Source organism: Blastocatellia bacterium (assembly GCA_025054955.1).
Lineage (GTDB): Bacteria > Acidobacteriota > Blastocatellia > HR10 > J050 > JANWZE01.
In genome coordinates this window covers 19,068-44,564 of sequence record JANWZE010000006.1, presented here as the reverse complement: position 1 = coordinate 44,564, position 25,497 = coordinate 19,068, and the positions used below count along the sequence as shown (strand labels likewise).

Below are 25,497 nucleotides of genomic sequence, written 5' to 3'. Positions count from 1 at the left end.
CAAGCCATGCTAGGCGGCGCTCCGTGTCGCTAAGGCTTGCTTGGCCATGTTGGCCAGTTCGGTGAACGCGGCTTGATCGTTGACGGCGAGGTCGGCCAGCAGCTTGCGATCTAATTGCACATCGGCCAACTTCAGGCCGTGCATAAACTGACTGTAATTGAGCCCGTGCAGATGCGCAGCCGCATTGATGCGAACAATCCAGAGACTGCGAAAATCACGTTTCTTCTGTTTGCGGCCGACATAAGCGAATTTCAATCCGCGCTCGACCGCTTCTTTGGCATAGCGATGGAGCCGGCTCTTGGCCCCCCAGTAGCCTTTGGCTAATCGTAGTAGTTTCTTGCGTCGTTGCACGCGGTGATGTCCTCGTTTAACTCGTGCCATAACTCATTCTCCTTGTTGCTTTGCTCAGCTTCGGCCATAAGGGAGCATCGCCATGATGCGTTGGCGGTCAGCTCGATCAACCACCGTATCCTGATCTAAATGGCGTTTACGCTTGGCCGTCTTCTTGGTCAAGATATGTCGAGCATGCGAATGCCCGCGTTTAATTTGGCCGCTGGCGGTTAAGCGGAACCGCTTATGCGCGCCGCGATGGGTCTTCAATTTGGGCATGATTCATTCTCCTCTCAGGTGATTATTTCTTCGGGCCGAGCACGGCGATCAAATTATAGCCTTCGAGCCGGGGCTGGTTCTCCACGACGCTGACGTCCGCCAATTCATCAATGAGGCGTTGCAGTAACTGCTGCCCCAATTCTTTATGGACGATCTCGCGCCCGCGGAAGTGAACCACGGCTTTGACTTTATCGCCGCCTTTCAAGATGCGCTCGGCATTATTCTTCTTGAAATTGTAGTCATGAGCGTCCGTGCCGGGGCGGAACTTGATCTCCTTGACGGTGATGACCGTCTGTTTCTTGCGCGCCTCTTGCGCCTTCTTTTTCTGTTCGTATAGGAACTTGCCATAATCAATGATGCGGCACACGACAGGGTTGGCCTGGGGAGCAATCTCCACCAAATCGAGGCCTTTACTTTCAGCCTGCCGCAGCGCCTCTTTCAACGGCACGATGCCGACTTGTCGGCCGTGCTCATCTATCAGGCGAACCTGATCAGCGCGAATCCGCTCATTGATCCGATATCGCGGTTGCTCTTTGTGGCCTTTGGAACGAAACGGTCGTCTGTTAATAGTTCACTTCTCCTTCGAGCCGGCAACGTTGGTTTGACTCTCCGGCGTCAAGCCCGGAATATCAAGGTTCAACGCGCGACTCCGCGTTAAGCGTAAGGCGTGCTCAATGAATGCCGGCAGCGGCATGGTTCCTATGTCGCCTCGCTGGCGTTGACGCACGGCGACGTCGCCACGCTCCGCCTCGCGCGCGCCCACGACCAACATGAACGGAATCTTCATCAGTTGAGCCTGACGAATCTTTGCGCCGATCTTCTCATGGCGAATGTCAAGTTCGGCCCGCAATCCGGCGTCCAGCAAGTGTTGATGCACGTGCCGCGCATACTCGTTCTGCTTGTCGGTGATCGTCAACACAATCACCTGCACCGGCGCTAACCACATCGGGAATGCGCCTGCACAGTGCTCAATGTAAACGCCTAAGAATCGCTCTATGGAACCGAACATCGCGCGATGGATCATCACAGGTCGTTCAATTGTGCCTGCTTCGGTAACGTACTCCAACTGAAATTGCGCCGGCAAATTGAAGTCCAGTTGCACCGTGCCCAACTGCCACGGCCGCCCCACAGCGTCTTTGACATGCGCATCCACCTTAGGGCCATAAAAAGCCCCTTCGCCGGGCGCGAGCGTGTAGTTGATCTTCAGGGCCTGAAGCACATCGGCCAATACCTGCTCAGCCCGATCCCACACCTCATCCGATCCAGCACGCTTGGGTGGCCGCGTTGAAAGATAAATCTGAACATCCTGAAAACCCAGCATCGTGTAGGTCTCAGTTAACATCTGCAAAAACGTCTGGACCTCCTGCTGGATTTGATCCGGGCGACAAAAGATGTGAGCATCGTCCTGTGAAAATGAGCGCACTCGCGTCAACCCTGCGGTCACGCCTGAGCGCTCATAACGATGCAACCGAGCAAAATCCGCATAGCGGATTGGCAAATCCCGATACGAGTGCAAATGAGCGGCATACATCAAACAGTGGCTCGGACAATTCATCGGCTTGGGCGCGTACTGCCGCTCATCAGCTTCGATGGTAAACATGTCATCCCAGAAATGCTCATAATGCCCCGAAATCTTCCACAGGCCAGCTTCATAAATCAGCGGCGTGATCACTTCTTGGTAGCCATACTTCTTGTACAGCTCGCGCACGTACTCCACCAACAGGTTGTAAACCACTGCGCCCTTGGGGAAGAAGAACGGCGAGGCCGGAGCAAACGGATGAAACATGAACAGCTCAAGCTCGCGGCCCAACTTTCGATGATCTCGCCGCTCGGCTTCTTCCAATTGCTTCAGGTACTGCTGCAGCTCGGCTTTGCTGGCGAAAGCGAGGCCATAAATGCGAGTGAGCATTTTGTTCTTTTCATCGCCGCGCCAGTACGAACCGGCAAGCCGCGACAAAGTGAACGACTCAGGATCAATCTGACGCGCATCGTCAATATGTCCGCCTCGGCACAGATCAACAAAGGCGCCTGACTTATACAGCGTGATCGTCTCGCCGCTGCTGGCCAGTTCACGAATCAATTCCAATTTGTATGGGTTATCCGCAAACACGCGCTCGGCCTCTTCTGGCGTGACCTCGATCCGCTCAAACGTCGTCCACGTGCGCAAGATGTCGCGCATCTTCGCTTCCAGCCGCGGCAAGTCGGATTCGCTAATGGGTTGCGCAAAATCGAAATCGTAGTAAAACCCATTTTCAATCGGCGGGCCAATCGTCCGTTTGGCATCTGGCCACAACTCCATCACAGCGGCGGCCAGCAGATGAGCCAGCGAGTGACGGGCGGCTTCCAACGCTTCCGGCGTGCCCGGCAACACCGGCTCGACCGTGGCTCCATCAGGAGGACGAGAGACAAGGTCCACCAATTTGCCGTTGACTTTGGCCACCAGCGAACGGCGAGCGATTCGCTCATCCACGCGAGCAATGATCTCCTGTGCCGTCAAGGACCCGTCAGAGACTTCGACGGCTTCCCTGTCCGGGAGTCGAACCCATACACTCATGTTGTGAACTCCAGCTTCAACTTCACCAGGTAAGATCCTACGCAAGCGCCTCAATCGCTTTCGAGGACTTCATCAAGCTCACGTAGAATGCCGTGATGATAAACTGTGGTAGGCGCGAGCGGATTTGAACCGCTGACCCCTTCCGCGTCAAGGAAGTGCTCTCCCCCTGAGCTACGCGCCTACACTCTCTCGACGGCTGCCAACACCCACGCTGCTCATCGAACAGCTTATCGTTGGATGCCCTCTGCTGTGGGCCATTTCCTCTACCATGACAAATGGTCATAACTGTGTTGACACGACCTTTTCTAACTCGCTTACAACCACGCGAGTGGCAACGCTTGGCCACCTTCTGCGGAAAGCAGCATCTGCGTTAAGAGATGATGAATGTAGCAACGCGCCCGATTTCTGTCAAGCCACGCCATTGTCAACGGCGCAGTAACGGAGCTATGGTAAGGAGCTAATCGCCCTTATGAAGACGGTAGAGGCTCACAACCTGAAAGCGAAGCCATAGGGTCATTTGACTCGCTCCAGAACGGGAGGACGAGTTGACGATCACCAACAGCCCCAACCATGGCGCTCGTGGAATACTGTGAAAGGCCGCTCACTGGCACTTGTAACGGTGGCGGCGGCAACAGCTCACTGACGTCATCTTTATTGCTGTTGTCATCTACGAGCCGATAGCTTCACGGAGATGGCAAGAAGAGGGATGAATAATTCAATATTCCAGAGAAAGACCATGTTTCATCAAGCGACATGGAGAGCAGCAGCAGAACGTCTCATGTGACAGTCTCCGATTTTGTCTGCGCATTTAGTATTTCTACTCATGCTCCGCTCTTTTCTCCTCTTTGTCTCTTCAGCCGCGCAACCGGCCCATGACAACATTGCCAATGTGCAACGTCTCCAGCGGCAGCGCAACCCCCGTCGTGGCGGGTTCGAGAAGCGCCAGAGCCGCGCTTTGCGGCCAGCAACGAGCCAGCATCAACGAGCCGATAAGGTAACGGGTGGCGCTGCTGAAGGCGCGAAGGATTGGGGACGACGGCTCCCGGACGTTGCACATCTAGCTACCATCTCAGCGGGCATCCACAACAGGGGCGCCCCTACAAACGTGCGTCGCCGCAACATAAAAACACCAAACGTCAGGGGGCGTCCATGCAGGGACGCCCCTACAAAGAACGTGTTCTTTTTCTGCACGATTGGTATAAGATGACCCACAGACGCTCGGAACTTCAGAGATTCACAAGGCCAAAGCTGATCTGAATTGCCCGGTCTACGTGAACCATCGTTTTGGGATCGAGCCTGCCAAGGCGCTTCACAAGTCGCGCTTTGTCTATGGAGCGAACCTGGTTCAGGAGCACCACGGAGTCAGCGGTTAATCCTCCTTCTTTTGCTTTGATGAGCACCTCGGTGGGATAGAGTGGTTCCTCGAATTGGGACGTGATGGCAGCTACGATGGTGATCGGGCTATAGCGGTTTGCAATGTTGTTCTGGAGATTAAAGCTGGGCGGGTCTTCTTAATCTCAGCGCCGATCGTAGGATCGAAGTTGACCAGGCACACCTCACCGCGCCGGGGAAACGTTACCTTCGGCCTTTTTGTCATGCGTCCTCTTCAAACGCAAACCATTCTTTGGCAAGGTTAAGGTCTCGCTCAGCCCGACGAGTCGCTCCCTCTTTGAGCCGCCGTCTGAGGTTAGTTTTGTTCTCCTTTTCGACATAGTAGTTCACGGCTTCACTAACAAGTCGGCCGCGAAACCTCTTCTTGCTCACGCGGTCAATGAGCTGAATGGTCTCCTCAGGCGAGACGATGTTGATCTGCTGGCGGTTGGTAGTACGCATTGCTTTCGTCATGTGGTCAATCTATACGCGGTTGTGTACGAATGTCAACACTGCTTCTCTTGATTCGCGTCACCGATGACGGTGAGGGCATGAGCCGCGACGACGCGCTGCTCGCTTTTGAGCGACATCCCACCAGCAAACTCGCTTCAGCCGACGACCTGGAAAACATCCGCTCGCTCGGCTTTCGCGGCGAAGCGTTACCCTCGATCGCGTCTGTTTCCAAAGTGACGCTTCGCACGAAAACAGCCGACGACCCTGCCGGATCGAACAATAGCGCAGATCGCCACGCGCCAGGCTATAGAACCAATGAAGACTGCGGGGGGCGACAAGGGGAAGTTTGATAAAAGACTTAAAGCCTTGATGCGATTGATAACGTGGACGGGCAGGCACAAAAAATGCCCAGGGGAAGCTTGATGAAAGCCTCAAAGCCCTGATGCGACACGCAAGCAAGCCTCGATGGCCTGTAAATCACGAGGTGTCAAGCTGCCCAGTTTTCGGCTGATCAACTTCCTATGTACCGTCGCTAGATGAGAACGCGCCCAAGAGGGTTGGTGTAGCCCCGCCAGTGTCAGTCCTGCAATTGATGGTCAGTGGATCGTAGCGTCTTCGGTGGAATTGACGTGAGGCTCACAACAAGCAGCTCATCTCAGTCACTGTGATAGATCTCCGTGCTGAGAACGACTGCCGGCCGTTCCTTCTGTCCTGCGGCGTTGCTGAAGGGAAACTGAATGAGGACCACATCACCTCGATGATATGAATGCCGCACCGCCACGATTATTCCTCAGAGCTGTCCCATCGCTCAGCGCTCAGATGCAACCAGCCCAGGCCCTCAGCGACTTGATACAATTGATCCGCCTCGACGAGTTGCTACATTGTCAAGAAGCCTCTTGCACTTGGTGATAGCTCGGATAGGTCTGGCGACCTGTGAATCGTCAACAAACCTTGCTTCGCCCAAGCCTCAATCGTCTGGGGCGATACGCCGATCTGAGCCGCCGCTTTGTCTATCGAGATGAGGGCCATTGTTATACCACCTCTTTTGTAATTCGCAGTCGCATTGTAGGCGCAATCCGATTGCGCAGATCAACGTCACCATTGCGCCGGGCGAGTCCGTTGCTTGCTCCATGATGGCTTTCACAGTATGCTTGGGCGCATGGCCAAGATACGTGTTCTCCCGGACCTGATTGCCAGTCGCATCGCTGCCGGCGAAGTGGTCGAACGTCCGGCCTCGGTGGTCAAGGAGCTGCTGGAAAATGCGCTCGACGCCGGAAGCCACAAGGTTGAGATTGCTGCTGAGGTTGGCGGCAAACAACTGATTCGCGTCACCGATGACGGTGAGGGCATGAGCCGCGACGACGCGCTGCTCGCCTTTGAGCGACATGCCACCAGCAAACTTGCTTCAGCCGACGACCTGGAAAACATCCGCTCGCTCGGCTTTCGCGGCGAAGCGTTACCCTCGATCGCGTCTGTTTCCAAAGTGACGCTTCGCACGAAAACAGCCGACGATGCTGTTGGCACAGAGATCGAAATTGATGGCGGCAAAATTCGTGATGTGCGCGATTGCGCCTGGCATCAGGGGACGGAGATCGTCGTCCGTCAACTCTTCTTCAATGTGCCGGCGCGACGCAAATTTCTGAAATCGGATGCGACCGAACTGTTTCATGTGACCAACTTGGTGACACACTACGCGCTCGCTTATCCGAATCTGGCATTCTCATTCACGCACGGGGGCCGCACGCTCATTGATGTCACAGCAGTGGCAACACTGAAAGAACGCGCCTATCAACTCTTCGGGGCTGATTTTCTGAAGACGCTTATCGAGCTGGATCACACGGCCGGCGAGCTTCGCGTCTATGGGTTCATATCCAATCCCAACTCAGCGCGCACTAACCGCGAAGCGCAATACCTCTTCGTCAACGGACGTTTCGTCAAAGATCGGCTCATCGGCGCCGCGCTCAGCGAAAGTATGCGCGCGATTCTGCCAGCCGGCATGTATCCGGCGGCTATCCTGTTCATCCAGTTGCCGCCATGCGATGTTGATGTGAATGTGCACCCTGCAAAAACGGAAGTGCGTTTTCGTCATCCTACTGCGATCAAAAGCGCTATTGTTGAGGCGATCCAAAAATCAATCACTGTCGCCAAGCCGGTGATGGAATTGAGGCGACCGAGCTTGCCAACTCCGCCGTTTAGTCGGCGCCGCCCCGAGCAGAGGCCCACGAGCCGCGTCTCAACCGAAGCATTTCGCTTGCAAGCGCCACTGACACAGCCGCCAGCGCCGCCGAAGCAACAACCGATGAATTTCGGTTTCTCGCCACATGCAGCGAAGCCGCAGAGGGTTTCAACGCTCGCCAGAGCGGCTACTGAGTCCCCATCATCGGATGGTTTGCCGGCGCCGGCCGAGCGCTTACAGCCTGCTGAACAAGCATTCACCATTAGTCCTCAGTGCTTACAACCGCCAGCCCTGGAACCGGCTGATCACATTGACGCCATGCCTTACAGCGTTCGCCCGTTGGGTCAGGTGCGTGACAGTTTCATCGTCGCCGTCAGCAATGAAGGGCTTTTGCTGATTGACCAGCACGCTTGTCACGAACGCATCCTTTATGAAAAGTTCAAGCGCGAGTATGAGTCCAGAACGATCCAGGCCCAACCGCTGTTGATTCCTGAAGTGCTGGAGCTGACGCCGGCGCAAGCGGCGACGTTGGAGACGATTGCCAATGAGCTGGAAGCAAGCGGCTTTCACCTGAGCCAGCTTTCCGGCCGCAGCATCGCCATTAACGCTTTACCTGTTGACGTGCCATTAACCGAAGCCCGCGCGCTGGTGTGGGAAATTTTAGAAGTGGCCGAGCAGGAACGACGCGGCGGCACGCTTGAGTATCTGCGCGATCGAATTGCAGCCAGTCTTGGTTGCCGCGCGGCCATCAAAATCAACACGCCGCTCACCGAGGAGAAAATGCGCTGGCTGATTGAAGAATTGCTGAAAACCGATGTGCCAACCAATTGCCCGCACGGCCGCCCAGCCATCGTCAAAATGACCACGCGAGAGATCGAGCGATTGTTCAAACGTTGATGCGCTTGCCTGTCGCACCTGCCAATTAAGCTCACGGCAGCATATCCGGCGCGCTACAGGCTGATGGTTATTGCCTTGACACGATCCGTCACGAGTTGAATAATCCTAGCGGCACTGTAACACAGACACAAAGCAACTCTAATAAACAGAAATGAGGAACTAATGAACGAACAACCGATGGTCGAACCACCGTTCCCTGCCGACGCCGACACGTCTGAAGAAGAAACTGCGCGAATGAGTGAAGTCTCTCGCGCCTCTAACATCTTCCTTGCGCCGGGAGAAACATTCGAGGACGTCAACCGCAAGCCGACGTGGGTGTTTCCGCTGCTGATCACACTGGCGTTCACGCTTGGGGTCGGCTTTCTATTGCACACCAAGGTACTGACGAGCGAAGCCTTTGAACGCATCACCCGCGAGAAAATGCTCGAAGCGTTTGAGAAGCAAGGCGCGGCTCCACCTCCTGAAGAAGCATTGCAGGAGCAACTGAAGCTGATCAAAACGATCAACCAATACTGGTATATCACTGCCATCCTGGGGTTGTTGGTCTTACTGCCTATTGTGGCCGGATTCTACTACGTCATCCTGCTCCTCTTTCAGGCGGAGACCAATTTCAAGAAAGTTTTCTCCGTGGTCACCTGGTCGTGGATGGCGCAATCGGTCGGCAGCGGCATTGTCGGTATCATCACCCTGTTAGTGCGGGCCCCTGAGACGATTGATCCGACAAATCCGTTTGCCACGAATCTGGCCGCCTTTCTCTCGGTCGAAGAGACGCCTCCAACGCTTTATGCGCTCGCTGGCAGCTTAGACATTTTCACCATCTTCTTTTTGATTCTGGCGTCTATTGGCTTCTCGAAGGTTTCCAAGAAAACATCAGTGGGCACAGCAGCAATGGCTGTTTTTATTGGCTGGGGACTCTACGTATTAGGAAAAGTGGGGATCGCCGCGTTTCAGAGTTAATGCCTCTCAGGTTTGACGCAGCCAACGGATGATCTCGGTCGCCTGCCGTGCATGCGGCGACGTGGTCCAGATGGCGCCGGTCAAGCTTCGCGCAGCCAGCGGATGATCTCAGGCAAGCTCGGTCGTTTGCCGTACATGAGCGAGCTGGCGCGGAATACTTTGGCTGCGCCTTTGACCGCCAAGTAAATGCTGGCCAGAAGGACCACAACTGAGCTTACTATATCCACAACCGGCACATCACCGGCGCTGATACGCAACATCATGGTCACCGGCGTGGTCAGCGGGAAGAATGAAAACACGCGCGCTAACACGCCGTTGGGTTCAGTGCTGATCGGCGCGAGCAAAAACATCGGGATCATGCTCGTCATCGTCCAGATGGCCGAAAGTTGACTGCTCTCCTGAACGGTATTGCCGATCACGCCGGTGGCGGCCAGTAAGCAGGCGAACAACAAGTAACCGAGGATGAAATAGACCACGGAAAGCAGCAGCTTTTCTGTGTTGATCTGCATCGTGACAAACCAGCTCATGGCCGGCACGAAAATCAGAGCGATATAAAACGTCACTTGTAGCAAGCCAGCGGCTCCCAGACCAAGAATTTTACCGGCTAACAACTGCGTCGGCTTGGCCGATGAAAGAAGCACTTCAATGACGCGGTTCTGTTTCTCTTCAGCAATGCCTTGCAACAAATAGCCGGAGGAGAAGAAAATCGCAAGCGTCATCAGCATAAACATAGCGAATGGGCCGAGCAGGTCGGCCATCTCTTCAAAGGCACCGCGTGCCGGTCTGATCTCGCCTTGTTTGCTAACCTTCATTTCATTGAGTCGGCTCGGATACAACACCCGGGCGAATGAATCACCGGCCAAATGGGGTTTAACGAGGCTGGCTCGCAACAAGCGATGAAGCTGCGTCTGCCCCGGTGTGCCGGACTCTTGCAAGAAGCCGCCGGCTAGCGCGTAGGCGGTGATCTGGCCGCTGGCTAAATAATCAGCTTCGATCACATAACAGGCCGAAAGACGCTCCTGTTTCAAATCGTCCAAGGCCCGATCAACGCTCTCGTAAGCAACGAACTGAACCGTTGGGTCCGGCACATACTTGTCGAATAACCGATTGCTCGGCGGCGGCTCAGGCGGCAACGTATCCGCCAAACTCAGATCAAGGATATTGGCGCGATCAACTACGGCAATAGGATGATCAACGCGGGTCAAATTGGCCTCTGCGGCTGTTCCTGTCCAATAACCGATCGCGCTGATCACCACAAAAAACAACGGCATGCCAATAACCATGACGATATACCCCGGACGTGTGATCGTCACGAGAAATTCGCGTCGGGCAATGGTGAATATCTTGTTCATAGCTGGCCTCTCAAATCTCTCAATCACATCGTGAGCTGGTACTCTCAAACGTCATACGTCGCACCTCCAAACACTGGAGGAAAAGTTAGATTGCACCATTCGCGAGCTGGGACTCTCAAACGTCATACCTCACATCGTGTGCTCGCCTCGGTGACGCTTTGGCTGATGCTCCAATCACTTGGTTTCCTGAACTAACCGAATGAAAATGTCCTCCAACGGTGTTGTCGCCTGCTCGAATGATTCAACCTCGGCGCCGGTCTGCAACAACCACGTCAGAAACTCGCGCGCGCTGACGCCCTCACGCAGGTATATTTTCCTTGCATCGTTGCTCGGCACATGCCGCTCAATCAATGGGCATTGATCATAATCAGCCGTTGACTTGACCAAGACGGCATGATCGGAGTATCGCCGTTTGATCTCGTCCAGCTCACCATACAACACGCGACGCCCTTTGTGAATCATGAAGACACGTTCACAGAGCGTTTCAACAAACCCCATTTGATGGGCCGAAAGCAGCACTGTTTTACCTGCCATGGCGAGCTCACGAATAATCGAGCTAACCAACCGCGCATTAACCGGATCAAGCCCTGAAAACGGTTCATCCAGAATGACAATAGCCGGGTCCGCAACTAGCGCCGAGAGTAACTGAATTTTCTGTTGATTCCCTTTGGAGAGCTCGCTGATCTTCTTATCCTTCACTGCCGTCATATCCAGCCGTTCCAACCAGCGCAACGCATTGATCCGCGCTTGCCGACCATCCACTCCCTTCAAGCAGGCAAAGTACTCCAACACAGGCAAGACCTTCTGCTTGACGTATAATCCCCGCTCTTCCGGCAAATAGCCGATATGGGCTTTATCCTCATCGGTGATACGGTGTCCAAGAATGTGAATCGTGCCGGCATCAGGTCGGATGATGTCCATAATCATGCGGATCAACGTCGTCTTGCCCGCCCCATTGGGACCGACCAGACCGAACACCTCCCCAACGTGAACCTCCAAACTCACGTCGTTGACGGCGACCAGCGAATCGAACGACTTCCGCACGTTTTGAGCTGAAATGGCAATGTTCATAGAATATCCCAAATCCCAAACCCTCTTCGAGGGAAATTCCAAATCCCAAGCACGAAATCCGAAACAAATTCAAATTCCAAAATTCAAAATGCGAAAGGCTTCAAAACTTAACCTCCCGCCCTCTTTTGCACAATGGTGCCCAAAATGGTTGTAATTCTTTTGCCTCCTCTGAAAAAGTGGCACAGGCATTCCTGCCTGTGGTCATCGTTCCTGGGCGTCGTCCAGACGGCATGTAGAACTCCTCTGAAAATAACCATTTTCATGCTTCGTGGCGAGCGCGGAGCTCATGGGCGATTCGCTCGAAAATTTTCATGCTTCGTGGTGAACGTAAGTTCATAGGTGATTCCTGACTTTATCTTGGAGTGCGCCGGCAGAGCGAAGCGGCGACGGCGCTTTCTCCCCGAAAAATTTTCATGCTTCATGGTGAACGTAAGTTCATGGGTGATTCCTCTGAAAATAGCCCACGAAACACACGAACCTCACGAAAGAATTCTATTTTCATCGTTGGTGGCGTGTGTCAGCTCATGGGCGAATCCTTCCAAGATATTTTGATCCTCATGACAAAATCCTTTCTGCTCACGCCTCATTGGCTTCAACATAGTTCGCCCCAACTGAATCAGATGCGCGAACGAGCTGTTTGACATCCTCGATGGTGCTCAATGTCTTGGGAAGCCGTTTGACAAAACTCTCGTCTCATCGGAGCAAACTCATCAGTGTGCCTCTCCAGATCATAGGGTTTTGAATTGGTTTTTTCGGTGATTCGAGCTTGTTTCGGATTTCGGATTTCGTGCTTCGCATTTCCCCGCAGGGGCTTCGTCCTTCGCATTTTTCAGGATTTGGTCATTGGCATTTGTTTGTTTCGGATTTCGGATTTCGTGCTTCGGATTTCCCGCCTCGCGGGTTTGGGACTTCGGATTTGGTGCTCAAGATTTTTTGGAGTTTGGTCATTGGCATTTGTTTCGGATTTCGGATTTCGTGCTTCGGATTTCCCCGCAGGGGGTTTTACTCGTAGCGGAGCGCTTCAACAGGATCAAGGCGCGCCGCTTTGATCGCCGGCCATAAACCGAAGAAGAGGCCGACGCCGACAGACACCATCAAGCCTGCCAGGGGCGCCCACAGGGGAACGTAGGTGGGCATCAGTGCTTGTAACAACAGACTTAACCCCCACCCAAGGGCAATACCAATCAGGCCGCCGATTCCCGTCAATACAATGGCTTCCGTAAGAAATTGCCATGTGATGTTGCTGCGACGCGCCCCAATCGCCTTGCGAATGCCAATTTCGCGGGTTCGCTCGGTCACCGACACCAGCATGATATTCATCACACCAATACCGCCCACCAAGAGCGCCACGCTGGCAATGGCAATCATGAGGACGAAAACGCCGAATGTCATCTCGTTGACGTCCTGTTGAATGGATTCCGGTGTGGAGATACCGAAGTTGTTCGGCTTGTCAGCCGGCACGCCGCGCCGCCGACGCAGTAGCTCGGTAATTTGATCAATCGCTTTATCCACCTGTCCGGCGTGCGCCTCGGCCAAGATGAAATTCTCCTCCTGTTCCGGGGCCATCTTGGCCAGCGTGTGATAAGGAATATAAATGGTCTTATTCAACCCGCCGGCGCCCTCTTCTCCACCGGACAACATCGTATCCTGTTTCTCCATGACGCCGATAATCGTGAATCCCTTATTGTTGATCTGCAGTTGCTTGCCCAGCGGATCAACATCAGCAAACAATTTATCAGCGATGAATGAACCAATGATGCAGACCTGTTGCCGATGTTGGTTCTCCGAGTCGGTAAAGAACCGGCCCTGACGCAAGGCTATATTACTCACCCGCTCATAACTGGGCAGCGTGCCTTGCACATCAACCAAGTATAGCTCCTGGTTACCATAACGCACGACGGTGGACATGCGTGGGGGCAGTCGCAGCAGTGGCACGGCGATACGCACGGCCGAACATTGATCAGCAATGGCGAGTGCGTCGTCATAGGTCAACGGCGGCCGTTGTCGCTCCTCAGCGGTCATTCGCGTCAGTCGCAGGCCGGGGTTGAATTTGTGCACAAAGATTGTATGTGTGCCCCAGGCTTCGACCGATTGCTCAACCTGCGTCTGAATGCCAACAATGAACGCCACCATCAACATTACGGTGATCACACCGATCATCACGCCGAGCACGGTCAAAAACGCGCGCAACTTATTGCTGCGCACCATGGCCAAAGCCATTTGAAAATCTTCCCAAAACGCTTGCATACGTGCTCACTCAGAACGCAATGACTCAACGGGATCCAGCCCGGCAGCGCGATAAGCCGGATAGACCCCGGAACAGAGTCCAATAGTAGCCGAGACAACTAATGCGGCAATGGTCCAGGCCAATGGCAGCGCAATCGGTAAATCCAATTGCCACGCCAGCAGACGACCAATCACGTAAGCGAACCCCATGCCAATAATGCCCCCCATCAGCGAGAGAGCAATGGACTCAGATAAAAATTGCATGATGATGTCGCTGCGCCGGGCTCCGACCGACTTGCGCACGCCGATTTCCCGCGTCCGCTCAGCAACCGAGACCAGCATGATGTTCATAATCACAATGCCACCCACAAGCAGCGCAACCGAAGCAACCCCGATGATCGCCAACTGTATCGAGCGCGACACGCTGTCGTAAAAATTATTGATCGCTTCCGAAGTTAAAATGCCAAAATTATCCGGTTCGTGATACTTCAGATGACGGCGATTGCGCAACACAACACGAACCTCTTCGACAGCTTGGTTGATCGTATCGGGGCTGATGGCGCTCACGCGAATGGAAATCGTCCCGCCGTGCCCGTAGAGCTTCTCGAAGGTCGTCACCGGAATAATGACGAAGCTATCCTGCGGCTGGCCCAGTATCGTGCCGATTTCTTCTGCGACGCCAACCACACGAAACGGCAATCCTTCAATCTTGATCTCTTTTCCCAATGGGTCCACGCCGGGAAAAAACTCTTTGACGACATCAGCCCCAATGAAGCACGTCGTCCGGCTCCGCTGCTCTTCTTCGCGCGAAATGTACCGCCCTTCAGCTACGTTGATGTTGTCAATGTCTACCATGTTGTGAGAGACGCCACGAATGTTGACATCCATCAGCGTCTGAGAGCCGTATTTAATCTGACCAATCGTGGATTTTGAAGCGGCAGCATCCAGCACAAAACGCCGGCGCGGATTGGATAAGATACTTTGCAGGTCTTCGTAGGTAATGTCCTTGTTGCGTTTGGTCGCTTGAACGAATTCCTCAACGCTGGTGATAAATCCAAACCGACTGACCATGAAGGCATTGGAGCCTAGACTAGCTACTTGATCTTTGAAATAGGCATTAAACCCTTCGACCAGCATCACGACAATGATGACGGCCGCGACGCCAATAATCACACCCAGCAGCGTCAAAAACGAGCGCAGCTTATGCGCCCAGATGGCATCAACAGCCACCCTGGCCGATTCAACAAGACTCATAAGAGCAACATCCTAGCACTGACGTTTTTCATCGTCCAGTAAAACGGCTGACACCCCGGCGATGTTTCCATCGCTCAGAATCAGTGTTTATTCTGAACGCTTTGCTGAACGGCGTGAAGACACAGATGAATAGCTTGATAATCACGTCCGGTGGCTGAACACTGAAGCAGGAGGCCTTATAGAGTGACGCTCAAATGACATGCTCAGGACCAGATGGAAAAGACCTAACATCCGAAAGCCTCAATGGAGCGGCGGGTCGGCTCACGCGTCGGCTTGTGAGTCTAAAGATGGGCCAATCACGAATCACGCAGGCGATCAGCCTTTCTTGCCAGGCGCATTCCATTTGGCTTCAAATTCATCAGCGGCCAAGACAAACCAGTCAGCGTTCTTCTCGATGTAGCTCGACCACTTATCCGGCAATTCATCTTGCGGGAAGATAGCCTCCACCGGACAGGCCGGCTGGCAAGCGGCGCAATCAATGCAGGTCTCCGGATCAATATACAACTGATCAACTTCTTCATACTGGGGGGAATCTTTGGTCGGATGAATGCAGTCAACAGGGCAGACATCCACGCAGGCTGTGTCTTTGGTCCCGATGCAGGGCTCGGCGATGATATATGCCATGCTCTTTTGCCTCCTAGACAGTGTCGTTAAAACGAGCGGCATATTATAGCCAGCCGCCATAGCATGTCAATTCTGTTCAACAGGAGGCGTATCAAGCTCCTGCTATGTCAGCAAACGCCCTGAAAAAGCCCACTGGCCTGAGGGTCATGTCATCACGGTTGAGCTTCTACCGACCACGCAGCAAAATCATCAGACATGGTGATTAAGCCTTCTGCACATCTCATCACGGTTGGCGTTAACGACTGACGCAGGCGCGTAAGGCTGGCTCCAACGAAGCATACTGAAATGCGTACCCAATAGCTTGAGCGCGCACCGGCAACACGCATTGACTGGCCAAGAGCACGCCGGCAAATTCACCAAACAAAAGCTCGAGCACAGCGGCAGAGACCGTCAATGGCGCGCGGCGACCGAGCACCTGTCCGAGCATTCGGGTAAATTCACCATTGCGGACCGGCACGGGCGCCGTGACATTGATCGGGCCGGCGACATCATGACGCTCTAACACATGGAGGATCAGGCCAACCACGTCCTCACGATGAATCCACGGCATCCATTGCTGGCCATCATCGAACGTGGCGCCCAGACCGCAACGGAACGGAAGCAATATCCTACCGAGCAGCCCGCCATCTCGCTCCAACACCACGCCGATGCGCAAGCACGTTACCCGCACACCATAGTTCTCAGCGGCGCGTGCTTCTTGTTCCCACGCCTGACAGACCTCAGCCCAAAAATCATCTCCTGGCGCCGATTCTTCGGTCAGCTCTTCTTCCTCTCGATGACCATAGATGCCCACAGCGGAGGCCGATATGAACACGGCCGGCTTGGTTTTCGCCTGCGCAATGGCTGAAACCAGCGTCTGGGTTGTCTCCAATCGGCTTTGGCGAATGGCCTGTTTCTTGGCCTCATCCCACCGAGCCACAATGTTCTCTCCGGCCAGATGCACAATGGCCTGACACTGCTCCACCATGCTCACCGGATGCAAACCTGTTCTCAGGCTCCAATCATCCACCCACTTTGCTTGAGGAAATCGTGAGCGTGCGCGCTTAGGGTCGCGCGTCAAAATAGCCACTTCATAATCCTTTTCACGCAGCGCGGCTAACAATCGGCGGCCAATAAAGCCGGTCGCGCCGGTCACCAAGATGGTTGCGCCTTTGGTGAGCGGCTCGCTCTGAGCAACGGTGGGACCGGTCTCGTGCGCCATACGCGCCTCCGTTCATTTGACCTCTAACCAATTACGGCCGTGCGCCACGTCAACAACGAGTGGCACACTTAACGGATAAGCCCGTTCCATCTCTTGTTTGACCAGTTCGAGCACCGGCGTCACTTCAGGTTCGGGAACTTCCAATAACAATTCATCATGCACCTGAAGGACCATGCGCGCTTTGAATTTCTCGCGTTGGAGAGCGCGATGAACACGGATCATGCCGAGCTTGAAGATGTCGGCGCTGCCGCCCTGAATGGGCGCGTTGATGGCTTCGCGCTCGGCGCGCTGACGCACATTGGCATTTCGGTCGCTGATCTGAGGAATCTGGCGAATGCGCCCACACAGGCTGCGGACAAAGCCTTGCCGACGGGCCAACTCGGTGGTCTCATCCATATAGCGGCGCACGCCCGGATACATCCGGTAGTAATTTTCGATGACCTGCCTGGCTTGCGTCCGCGATAGGCCAACCCGCTGCGCTAACCCGAATGCGCCGATGCCATACGCGATGGCGAAGTTGACGATCTTGGCCATGCGCCGCAGTTCTTTCTCCTGGGCTTCGGTCGTGGCGCCAAACACGGTGCGGGCGACTTCCGCATGAATGTCGCGTCCCTGGCGAAACGCCTGCGTCATGGCCTCATCACCGCTCATGTGCGCCAGCACGCGCAAATCAATCTGTGAGTAATCGGCCACGACAAGTTCGTGCCCCGGCGCGGCGACAAAGGCCTTGCGAATTTCTCGGCCCATTGCGGAACGCACGGGGATGTTTTGCAGATTTGGATTGCGAGATGAAAGTCGTCCCGTTGATGTGCCGGTTTGATCAAATGTCGTATGAACGCGACCGGTGCGTGGATCAATCAACTTGGGCAGGGCATCCACGTAAGTCCCTTTGAGCTTGGCCAGCTCGCGATAGTCCAGTATCAACTGCACGATCGGATGCTCAGCCGCCACTTCGGCCAATACGTCGGCGCTGGTCGAAATACGACCGGTCTTTTTCGTTTTCCGTTTGATCTGGATATTCAACGCTTCCAACACCTCGCCCAGTTGCTGCGGTGAATTGATGTTGAAGGTGCGACCAGCTTGTTCGTAGATTTTCTCTGACAAACGAGCCAGTTTCGACTCTAGCTCGACTGAGACCTCACGCAGCAAATCCAAGTCAATGCGGACGCCGGCCAGCTCCATCTCAGCCAGGATCGCAATCAGCGGCAATTCAATCTCGTGATAGACTGACTCCAGTTGTTGCTGTTGCAAGCGAGCGCGCAGCTCAGTCGTCAAACGCAAAATCGTATCAGCTTGACGACAGGCGTCGAAGCCAGCGTCGCTTGAGACATCCAGATGCAAATAATCGTGAACCAACGCGGCCAGCTCATACTTGCCCCGATTCGGCTCAAGAAGCCAGGCAGCGATCATCACGTCATCACAGGCGCCCTCGATAGTGATACCATGTGAGCGAAGCAACTTGATCGCTGATTTCAAATCGTATGTAGTTTTGGCCAATAATCCGTTCTCCATGACGGCGCGCAATCCGTCGAGCGCGTACTGGCCAGCTCGCAGATCAATATAATCGGCTGCATAGGGCTGTGATGAGAGAGCAATGCCGCGTAACTTTTCGTCTGTCACATCCACCACGAAGGCGAACCGATCATGCGACCAGAGCGATTCAAAGGCCTGTTGCACTTCGGGCTGTGCGGTCACTGTATGGTAGCGGAGTGGCGGTTCAGGTGCGCCGCCCGCCTCGGCCTTCGCGGGCGCGGCAGCAGACACGACGCGCTCGTCGGTCAGGTCCTTGAGCAACGAGGTGAAATCCAGCTCGGTGAATAATGCATAGGCTTTTGCTTGATCGGGTGGACGGCGTTCGAGCGCCGCCCAGTCTATCTCCAGGGGCACATCCGTCTTGATCCTGACCAGCTCGCGTGACGTAAGGATCAGGTCTCGATGATCGCGTAGCGATTCGCGATAGGATTTTCGCTCAACCTGCTCCCATCCAGCCAATGCCTTCTCCAGCGAACCGAATTGCTTGATGATCTGCACGCTGCCTTTCTCGCCGATGCCCGGCGCGCCAGGGACATTATCCGAGGAGTCGCCCCACAGGGCCAACACATCAACCACTTGAGAGGGCGGCACGCCTAGCCGCTCTTCGACGCCGCGAGCATCCAGCACCGTCTTCGTCTGCTGATCGGCTTTGATGACGATGACATGATCATTGACGAGCTGGCACAGGTCTTTGTCGTTGGACACAATGACAACATCTAACCCCTGCTCGACAGCCTGACGCGCCATAGTGCCGATCAGATCGTCAGCTTCATAGCCAGGCTGTCGTATGATCGGAATACGCAGCGCCTCACAGACGCGAAAGATATAGGGCATCTGCACAGCCAGCTCATCGGGCATAGCAGCGCGATTGGCCTTATAATCGGCATAGAGTTGATGGCGGAATGTCGGCTCAGCCGAATCGAAGACAACAGCAACATAATCTGGCTGCTCCTCATTGAGCACCTTGCGCAGCATCGTGGTGAAGCCAAAGACAGCATTCGTCGGCAACCCCTGACGAGACAACCGGCGGATAGCATAAAAGGCGCGAAAGACATTCGACATGCCATCAATGAGCAGGAGCTTTCGCCGTGACATCGGCGCTGATGGTAATCTCCGTTCCCATCGCCGTCAAGTGAACCAACTGGCTCGATGGCCGTGTCTGAACGTGCTAGAATGCCGATTCATTCGAGAAATCGCCTATAGGCTATGGCACGCCACGAAGAATGAAACTGGAGCACAGGCGGGAAGGCCTGTGCCACATTCTCAAGGAGCAACAAGTATGAAGATGCGGCGACGTTCTGTGTGGATGTTGATTTTGATGATGGCGCTCGGCGGCCTCGGCGCGACGGCGTGGTCATTGGCTGCTCGCGTTACCATTACGATCCTCAGCACCACCGATCTGCACGGTAACATTTACCCGACTGATTACTACACCGACAGGCCGGCCCATCGCGGGTTGGCCAAGGTCTACACGATCGTCAAGCAAGTCCGCCGTCAGCAGCCCAATACGTTACTGGTTGACAGTGGCGATACGATTCAAGGCACGCCGTTGATTTACTACCACCATGTTCACAATCCGACGCCGCCCAACCCGATGATGTTGGTGATGAGTTACATGGGATACGATGCCATGGCCGTTGGCAATCATGAGTTCAATTTCGGTCTCGCTGTCATTGACAAAGCGCGACGAGAAGCCAACTTTCCCTGGCTCTCAGCCAATACCTATCGGACATCGGACCAGAGCAATCCGTTCACGCCTTACACGATCCGCGAAGTTGGCGGCGTGCGCGTCGGCATCCTGGGCCTGACGACGCCCTCCATTCCGACGTGGGAAAATCCAGAGAACTACGCTGGCATGGAATTTCGCAGCCCCGTTCAAGATGCCGGCAAATGGGTCTCGCTGTTGCGTCGGCAGGAGCGGTGTGACGTGGTGGTCGTCCTCGTCCACATGGGACTTGATCGTGACCTGGTCACCGGACAGGTATTCCCGCAGGACGCAGCAGGCGACAATCAGGTCTACCAGATGGTGCAAGCAACGCCCGACATTGATGTCGTCTTCATGGGGCACACGCATCGGAAATTGCCCGAAGCGGTGATTAACAACACACTGCTGACGAACGCTGGTCAGTGGGGAGAAAACGTGGCGCGCGCCGACCTGCAATTGGAACGCGATGCGCACGGACGATGGAAGATTCTGTCAAAGCGTAGTCACTTGATTCCGATTGATGAACGAGTCGCCGCCGATCCTGAAATTCTTGCCCTGGCAAAACCCTATCACGACGAGACGCAAGCCTGGTTGAACACACCCATCGGCGAAACGCGGGTGAACCTGGACGGACGCGAGGCACGATTCAAAGATACGGCGCTGATGGATTTAATTCATCGCGTGCAGATGGACGTCGGCAAGGCCGATATTTCGATGGCGGCGATGTTTAATCCTGCAATCCAGTTTGCAGCCGGGCCGGTCACGGTTCGGCAGATCGCAGGCCTCTACATCTACGAAAACACGCTGGTCGTTCTGCGCATCACGGGTCGTCAGTTAAAAGAGGCGCTGGAACATTCAGCCCGGTATTTCCTTCCCTACCGCGATGGCGCTCAGCCATGGGAGCTTGTTGATCGGCAGATTCCCGGCTTCAATTTTGACATGGCTGAAGGCGTTCAGTATCAGATTGACTTGCGGCGTCCTGTAGGCGACCGCATTGTCAACTTAACCTATCAGGGCAAACCTGTTGAGCCGGAGCAGACGTTTCGCCTGGCAACCAACAACTATCGCGTCAATGGCGGCGGCGGCTTCTGGATGTACAAGGACGCGCCTGTGCTCTACAAATCGAGTCAGGAGATTCGCCATCTCATCATTGAATGGGTCAAGCATCATCGTATTATTCCTGCCGAGCCAAACCATAATTGGCGATTGTTGCCGTTCGACGCCACGCCAGGAAAGTAACCGAGCAGCGGGTGACAGGTGATGATGAACCGCGGGCAAACCCCATCAATCAATGTGAAGTTAATTGCGCTCGGAGGAGTTTCTCGTGATTTGGTTGCAACCGCAGCACGCACGCATGGTCTTTGCCCAGGCCTCGCGGCCGCACAGCCCCAAGAATCTGTAGTTGCAACCGCAGCACGCACGCATGGTCTCAGCCCAACGCGTTCGCTATGTATCGAACCAGCATTCAGCGGGCCGGCCCGCGACGCTCCGGCTCATCAACATCCATCACGGGCTGCATCGGTTGAAGTTGTGCTTTGACTTTGCGGGGAAGCCGATCAAAGACCAAACGATAGGAATTTTCAATGAATCGCTTGAGTTCCGACGAGGACAAAATATCAAGGTGCTCAAGCGCGACCCAGTGATAGCGAGCCAGATAGGGCGCCGGGATAATGCCTTCGTGTTCGATCAACTCGGCATATTGCTCAGGTGTACACTTGAACGAGAGCCGCGTGGGTGTCTGTGGATTCAGATCAATGATGGCGAATATCTTGCCGCCCACACGAAACAACAGATCATCTCCCCATTGAATGTCTTCTGTCGCATGGGGCAACGAGAGGCAAAAATGGCGGATTGATTCGACGTCCATAGAGAGAAAGCCTCGCCAGTCTGATCAGCTTGAGGCAGGCGATTCTCACCAAAGCCGATCAACCGGGTATGCATCGAAAGCCCGGTCCTTCCGGGAAAATGGCCACAGAGACCACAAAGATCACAGAGAGCAGAGACGGAGAGGGCTCTCTGTGGTCTCTGTGACCTCGGTGGCTTTATTCATCCCTTGCCTATAAAGTAGACTCGTAGTCAGGTGATTCATCGCCGCCTATCGCCCCATCAAAGGTGCTGCTACGAACTTTTCATCCTTTGTGGTGTGCCATCGAACACGGACGATTCCCCGGCAATCGGAAACTGTCCAACCAGTGCTTGCGCGATTACCAGGAGATCGAACGGTTTTTAAGATTGAAAATCGGAGATGGCCGCTCAGTAAGTTCATGTCCTACTGCTCTGGATGCTTCGTGAAACGTGGCCTTTCGCAAGCCAATTTGTATTAGGCCCGTATTGAGCGAAGCCGCCCCAGGCCTCAAACGCAGGAGGCATGCGGCGGTGATTCGCCGTGACGTTCGCCTCAGGTGACAAACGGGTCTGGGAACTCCACGATGATCTTGGCGACCTCCGGACGAACAAATTCCTTTGGCGGCATCGTCCCCTTGGTAACCAGATCACGAAACTGCGTCCCGCTGAAGTCTAACCGATCTTCCGGGCCATGCGGACAGGTCTTTTCGTTGGCCACGCTGCCGCAGCGCCGACAATGATAAAATGCGGTGAAGAACAGCGGCACAATGCCCAGATCAGGGAACTCGTCAAAAATTTCCTGCGCAGCATACGGATGATAGAAATTTCCTACGCCAGCATGATCGCGTCCGACGATGAAATAAGTACAGCCGAAGTTCTTCCGCAAAATAGCATGGAAGATCGCCTCACGCGGCCCGGCGTAGCGCATCTCCGTGCGCAGGATGGCCATGACAGCTCGCTCTTTCAAGTAGTAATGCTTGATCAGCGCATCGTAGGTTTTCAAGATGACTTCGTCTTTGAAGTCGCCCGGTTTTTTGCGACCGATGACGGGATTGATGAACAATCCGTCGGTGAACGTCATCGCAGTCTTCTGCACATATTCATGGCCCAGGTGCGGCACATTGCGCGTCTGGAAACCGACGATCGTTCGCCAGCCTTTGGCTTCAAACAGCACGCGCGTTTCAATTGGCTTCAAGCTGTATTGCGCGAACGGCGTTTCTGGCTCGTGGAGCAGATCAATGGCGCCGCCGACCAGAAACTCTTTCATTTCTTCGGTGCGCGCAACGCCGGGATGCCGGCGATCGGTCGTCCCGTAGACCTGTTGAGCTAACACCTCTTTGTCGTAGCGAAATGGTCGGCCCGGATAGAAAAGAGCAAGTGGTTGTCCTTGCCAGGTGAGCGCCACTTCGCTGCTCAGGCGCTTGACTTCGTCAGCCGTTAGATCAAGCACGATAGGAATTGTCCACGGCACGCCCGTGCTCAGCCGTTTATAATGCAGGACGCCGTTGAAATCCTCTTCGCCCATGAAGCCTTCCAGCGGACTGAACACGCCGGTTGCGATGTTGAGCACGTCGGTCGCCAGTTCATCGCTGATCGGCAGGTGCGGCAGGTGCGGCGCATGAGCAAGCGCCTGCTCGCGCCCGGCGCCTGTCAACACGCGATTGACTAACTTGCCGCCGTGTGGTTTTGGAATCATGAGTGCTTTTTCTCCTTTGTCGTATCAATCCAGATAACCCAGGTCCCTCAGTCGGTTCAAGATCGCTTCACGCTGCTGCCCGCTGATGACCAGGCCTTCAGGTTCATTCAATTTTTGCATCAACAATTCGGTGACGTAATGCGAGACATCCGACGAGCCGTTGTTGATCAGGCGTTGCTCAATCTGCCGGTAGACATACGTCGGGATCAACACCTCGGTCAGGCCGCCAAATCCTTCCGGCTGAATGTACCCCAATGACTCCAGCCCCTGAACAATCTTGGACAAACTCTGTTGCTGTGATTCGCGATGGCTTTCCACAATAATCTCTGGGTTCAGTGGCTCTTCATAGGGATCGGAGACGCCGGTGAAATTGCTGATCTCGCCGGCCAGCGCCTTGCGGTAAAGCCCTTTGACGTCGCGTTCGATGCAGGTTTCAACCGGACAGCACACGAACACCTCAACGAACCGTCCGATTTCGCGACGCGCTTCTTCACGGATGTCCCGATACGGTGAGATCGCGCAGGTGATGGCCACGCCGCCGCTGCGTGTGACCAGATTCGCGCAGTAGGCGATGCGCCGAATATTTTCGTCGCGATCCTCTTTAGAAAACCCAAGCCCTTTCGAGAGGCGCAGGCGAACTTCATCGCCATCGAACACTTCGACATGATAGCCTCGTTGTTGCAAGACGGGTTCGAGCATCCTGGCTAATGTGCTTTTGCCGGAACTCGGCAACCCGGTGAACCAAACGGTAAATCCTTTCGGCATGAATAGTCTCCTTCGCAAAAAGTCGTGATCGGCATGCGCAATCAGCTCATGCCATGCTTAGTTCGGCTGCCATTGCTGCGCCATCAGAATGAAAACGGGCAATGAAGCAGCGCCAGCCGTCGTCTGGTTGCCAGTGCGTGCTATATTGCTTCGTCGTCATAAAGAACGCAGCGTCATAAAGCAGCGCGCGCTGTCGTCTACAGACCGAGCTGTTGGCGAAAATAGTCAACCGTTCGGCGAAGACCTTCTTCAAAACTGACGTTGGGCCGGTATCCAAGCTGTTGCTCTGCTCGTCGCATATCGGCGCGTGTGTAGCGCGCATCACCCGGACGCGGCGCCGTATGATAAGACTTCAGCGGCTTGCCCAGCACTTTTTCCAAGTAGCCCTTGATCTGGAGCACTTGATAGGACTGGCCGCAACCGACATTAAACGACTGGCCGGCCACATCAGGAGCCGTCGCAACCAGCAAATTCATATCAACCACGTTACTGACATAGGTGAAATCCCGCGACTGTAACCCATCGCCGTGAATTTCCAGCGGCTCATCCTGCAAGGCTCGCAAGATGAAGCGAGGAATCACAGCGGCATACTCGGACGCTGGGTCTTGCCGCGGGCCGAACACGTTGAAATAGCGCAGCCCCACCGTCTCCAACCCATAGGTTTTTGTATAGACGCGGGCATAATACTCATTGGCAATCTTGGTAACGCCATAGGGCGAAACGGGCGTCGGCAGATGGGCTTCTGACTGGACTTCTTCTTCACTGTCGCCATAGACGGACGAGGACGAAGCATAGACCACACGCTTGACGCCGGCCTGGTGAGCAGCTCGGAGCAGTAACAACGTGCCGGTGATATTGACCTCGTTGCTGGAAATCGGGTCTTCAACTGACTGAGGAACCGAATGCAACGCCGCTTGATGAAAGACAATATCCACGCCCTGCACAGCCCGGCGCACTGCGTCTTCGTCGCGCAGGTCCTCTTTCATAAATTCAATGCGGTCGGCCACCGCGGCCAGATTCTCCATCTTCCCTTCCCAGAGATTATCTAACACGCGAACCTGCTCACCGCGCCTAACCAATTCTTCGACCAGATGCCCACCAATAAAGCCGGCGCCGCCGGTGACTAAATATGTTGCCATGCGTTGCTCCTCGTTGCGTGATTTGGACTATACCGGAACAAGCTGATCTTCGCCTTGTTCGAGTTTGAC

At 54.7% G+C, this 25,497-nt stretch carries 19 protein-coding genes, 1 tRNA gene and 3 pseudogenes; 4 read left to right on the top strand and 19 right to left on the bottom strand.

Annotated features, from left to right (window positions below; genetic code table 11):
- Nucleotides 1–9: 9 nt before the first annotated feature.
- The 8 genes and pseudogenes from rplT to NZ823_00455 all read right to left on the bottom strand — a co-directional run bounded on the left by rplT (nt 10) and on the right by NZ823_00455 (nt 4,996).
- Nucleotides 10–381: a 50S ribosomal protein L20 gene (gene rplT / locus NZ823_00490; protein ID MCS6803604.1), complete on the bottom strand. Its 372-nt coding sequence runs from the start codon at nt 379–381 to the stop codon at nt 10–12.
- A 24-nt stretch (nt 382–405) separates the two neighbouring features.
- Nucleotides 406–609, bottom strand: coding sequence for a 50S ribosomal protein L35 (gene rpmI / locus NZ823_00485; GenBank protein ID MCS6803603.1), 204 nt, complete (start codon nt 607–609; stop codon nt 406–408).
- Nucleotides 610–631: 22 nt separating this feature from the next.
- Nucleotides 632–1,123, bottom strand: a complete 492-nt coding sequence (gene infC / locus NZ823_00480) for a translation initiation factor IF-3 (protein MCS6803602.1) — start codon at nt 1,121–1,123, stop codon at nt 632–634.
- Nucleotides 1,124–1,180: 57 nt separating this feature from the next.
- A complete protein-coding gene (gene thrS / locus NZ823_00475; protein MCS6803601.1) occupies nt 1,181–3,163 on the bottom strand; it encodes a threonine--tRNA ligase in 1,983 nt (660 codons plus the stop codon).
- A gap of 106 nt (nt 3,164–3,269) precedes the next feature.
- A tRNA-Val gene (locus NZ823_00470) sits at nt 3,270–3,344 on the bottom strand.
- A 672-nt stretch (nt 3,345–4,016) separates the two neighbouring features.
- Nucleotides 4,017–4,220 (bottom strand): hypothetical protein, encoded by a 204-nt coding sequence (locus NZ823_00465; GenBank protein MCS6803600.1) that lies wholly within the window; start codon nt 4,218–4,220, stop codon nt 4,017–4,019.
- Between the two features lie 169 nt (nt 4,221–4,389).
- Nucleotides 4,390–4,760, bottom strand: a pseudogene (locus tag NZ823_00460) (type II toxin-antitoxin system PemK/MazF family toxin).
- Nucleotides 4,757–4,996, bottom strand: coding sequence for a hypothetical protein (locus tag NZ823_00455; protein MCS6803599.1), 240 nt, complete (start codon nt 4,994–4,996; stop codon nt 4,757–4,759). Before NZ823_00455 ends, NZ823_00460 begins: the two are co-directional and overlap by 4 nt.
- 59 nt (nt 4,997–5,055) lie before the next feature.
- Here NZ823_00455 and NZ823_00450 point away from each other — a divergent pair.
- From NZ823_00450 to NZ823_00440, 3 genes and pseudogenes are all read left to right on the top strand, one after another.
- Nucleotides 5,056–5,238: pseudogene (locus tag NZ823_00450) on the top strand (DNA mismatch repair protein MutL).
- 908 nt (nt 5,239–6,146) lie between these two features.
- Nucleotides 6,147–8,060, top strand: a complete 1,914-nt coding sequence (gene mutL / locus NZ823_00445) for a DNA mismatch repair endonuclease MutL (protein MCS6803598.1) — start codon at nt 6,147–6,149, stop codon at nt 8,058–8,060.
- Between the two features lie 162 nt (nt 8,061–8,222).
- Nucleotides 8,223–9,017, top strand: a complete 795-nt coding sequence (locus tag NZ823_00440) for a YIP1 family protein (GenBank protein MCS6803597.1) — start codon at nt 8,223–8,225, stop codon at nt 9,015–9,017.
- Nucleotides 9,018–9,097: 80 nt separating this feature from the next.
- Here the strand turns inward: NZ823_00440 and NZ823_00435 are convergent, their stop codons facing one another.
- The 7 genes from NZ823_00435 to polA all read right to left on the bottom strand — a co-directional run bounded on the left by NZ823_00435 (nt 9,098) and on the right by polA (nt 19,373).
- Nucleotides 9,098–10,369 carry an ABC transporter permease gene (locus NZ823_00435; protein MCS6803596.1) on the bottom strand — a complete coding sequence of 424 codons (1,272 nt, stop codon included), beginning with the start codon at nt 10,367–10,369 and terminating at the stop codon, nt 9,098–9,100.
- Nucleotides 10,370–10,543: 174 nt separating this feature from the next.
- The gene (locus NZ823_00430) at nt 10,544–11,440 is read right to left on the bottom strand and encodes an ATP-binding cassette domain-containing protein (protein MCS6803595.1); all 897 of its coding nucleotides are present in this window, start codon (nt 11,438–11,440) and stop codon (nt 10,544–10,546) included.
- Nucleotides 11,441–12,442: 1,002 nt separating this feature from the next.
- On the bottom strand, nt 12,443–13,687 hold the full coding sequence (locus NZ823_00425; GenBank protein ID MCS6803594.1) for an ABC transporter permease: 1,245 nt from the start codon (nt 13,685–13,687) through the stop codon (nt 12,443–12,445).
- 6 nt (nt 13,688–13,693) lie between these two features.
- A complete protein-coding gene (locus NZ823_00420; protein MCS6803593.1) occupies nt 13,694–14,920 on the bottom strand; it encodes an ABC transporter permease in 1,227 nt (408 codons plus the stop codon).
- Nucleotides 14,921–15,235: 315 nt separating this feature from the next.
- Nucleotides 15,236–15,544, bottom strand: coding sequence for a ferredoxin family protein (locus NZ823_00415; protein ID MCS6803592.1), 309 nt, complete (start codon nt 15,542–15,544; stop codon nt 15,236–15,238).
- Between the two features lie 235 nt (nt 15,545–15,779).
- On the bottom strand, nt 15,780–16,745 hold the full coding sequence (locus NZ823_00410; GenBank protein MCS6803591.1) for a TIGR01777 family oxidoreductase: 966 nt from the start codon (nt 16,743–16,745) through the stop codon (nt 15,780–15,782).
- Between the two features lie 12 nt (nt 16,746–16,757).
- Nucleotides 16,758–19,373 carry a DNA polymerase I gene (gene polA / locus NZ823_00405; protein MCS6803590.1) on the bottom strand — a complete coding sequence of 872 codons (2,616 nt, stop codon included), beginning with the start codon at nt 19,371–19,373 and terminating at the stop codon, nt 16,758–16,760.
- 184 nt (nt 19,374–19,557) lie between these two features.
- On the opposite strand from polA, the gene NZ823_00400 reads away from it, so the two are divergent.
- Nucleotides 19,558–21,222 carry a 5'-nucleotidase C-terminal domain-containing protein gene (locus NZ823_00400; GenBank protein ID MCS6803589.1) on the top strand — a complete coding sequence of 555 codons (1,665 nt, stop codon included), beginning with the start codon at nt 19,558–19,560 and terminating at the stop codon, nt 21,220–21,222.
- Between the two features lie 226 nt (nt 21,223–21,448).
- Here NZ823_00400 and NZ823_00395 read toward each other — a convergent pair whose 3' ends face one another.
- The 4 genes and pseudogenes from NZ823_00395 to NZ823_00380 form a co-directional block, all read right to left on the bottom strand.
- Entirely contained in the window at nt 21,449–21,850 is a 402-nt protein-coding gene (locus NZ823_00395; protein MCS6803588.1) for an MmcQ/YjbR family DNA-binding protein, read from the bottom strand.
- A 531-nt stretch (nt 21,851–22,381) separates the two neighbouring features.
- The gene (gene sat / locus NZ823_00390) at nt 22,382–23,524 is read right to left on the bottom strand and encodes a sulfate adenylyltransferase (protein ID MCS6803587.1); all 1,143 of its coding nucleotides are present in this window, start codon (nt 23,522–23,524) and stop codon (nt 22,382–22,384) included.
- Between the two features lie 243 nt (nt 23,525–23,767).
- Nucleotides 23,768–24,331: pseudogene (gene cysC / locus NZ823_00385) on the bottom strand (adenylyl-sulfate kinase).
- A 155-nt stretch (nt 24,332–24,486) separates the two neighbouring features.
- Nucleotides 24,487–25,428, bottom strand: coding sequence for an SDR family oxidoreductase (locus tag NZ823_00380; protein MCS6803586.1), 942 nt, complete (start codon nt 25,426–25,428; stop codon nt 24,487–24,489).
- Nucleotides 25,429–25,497 lie beyond the last annotated feature (69 nt).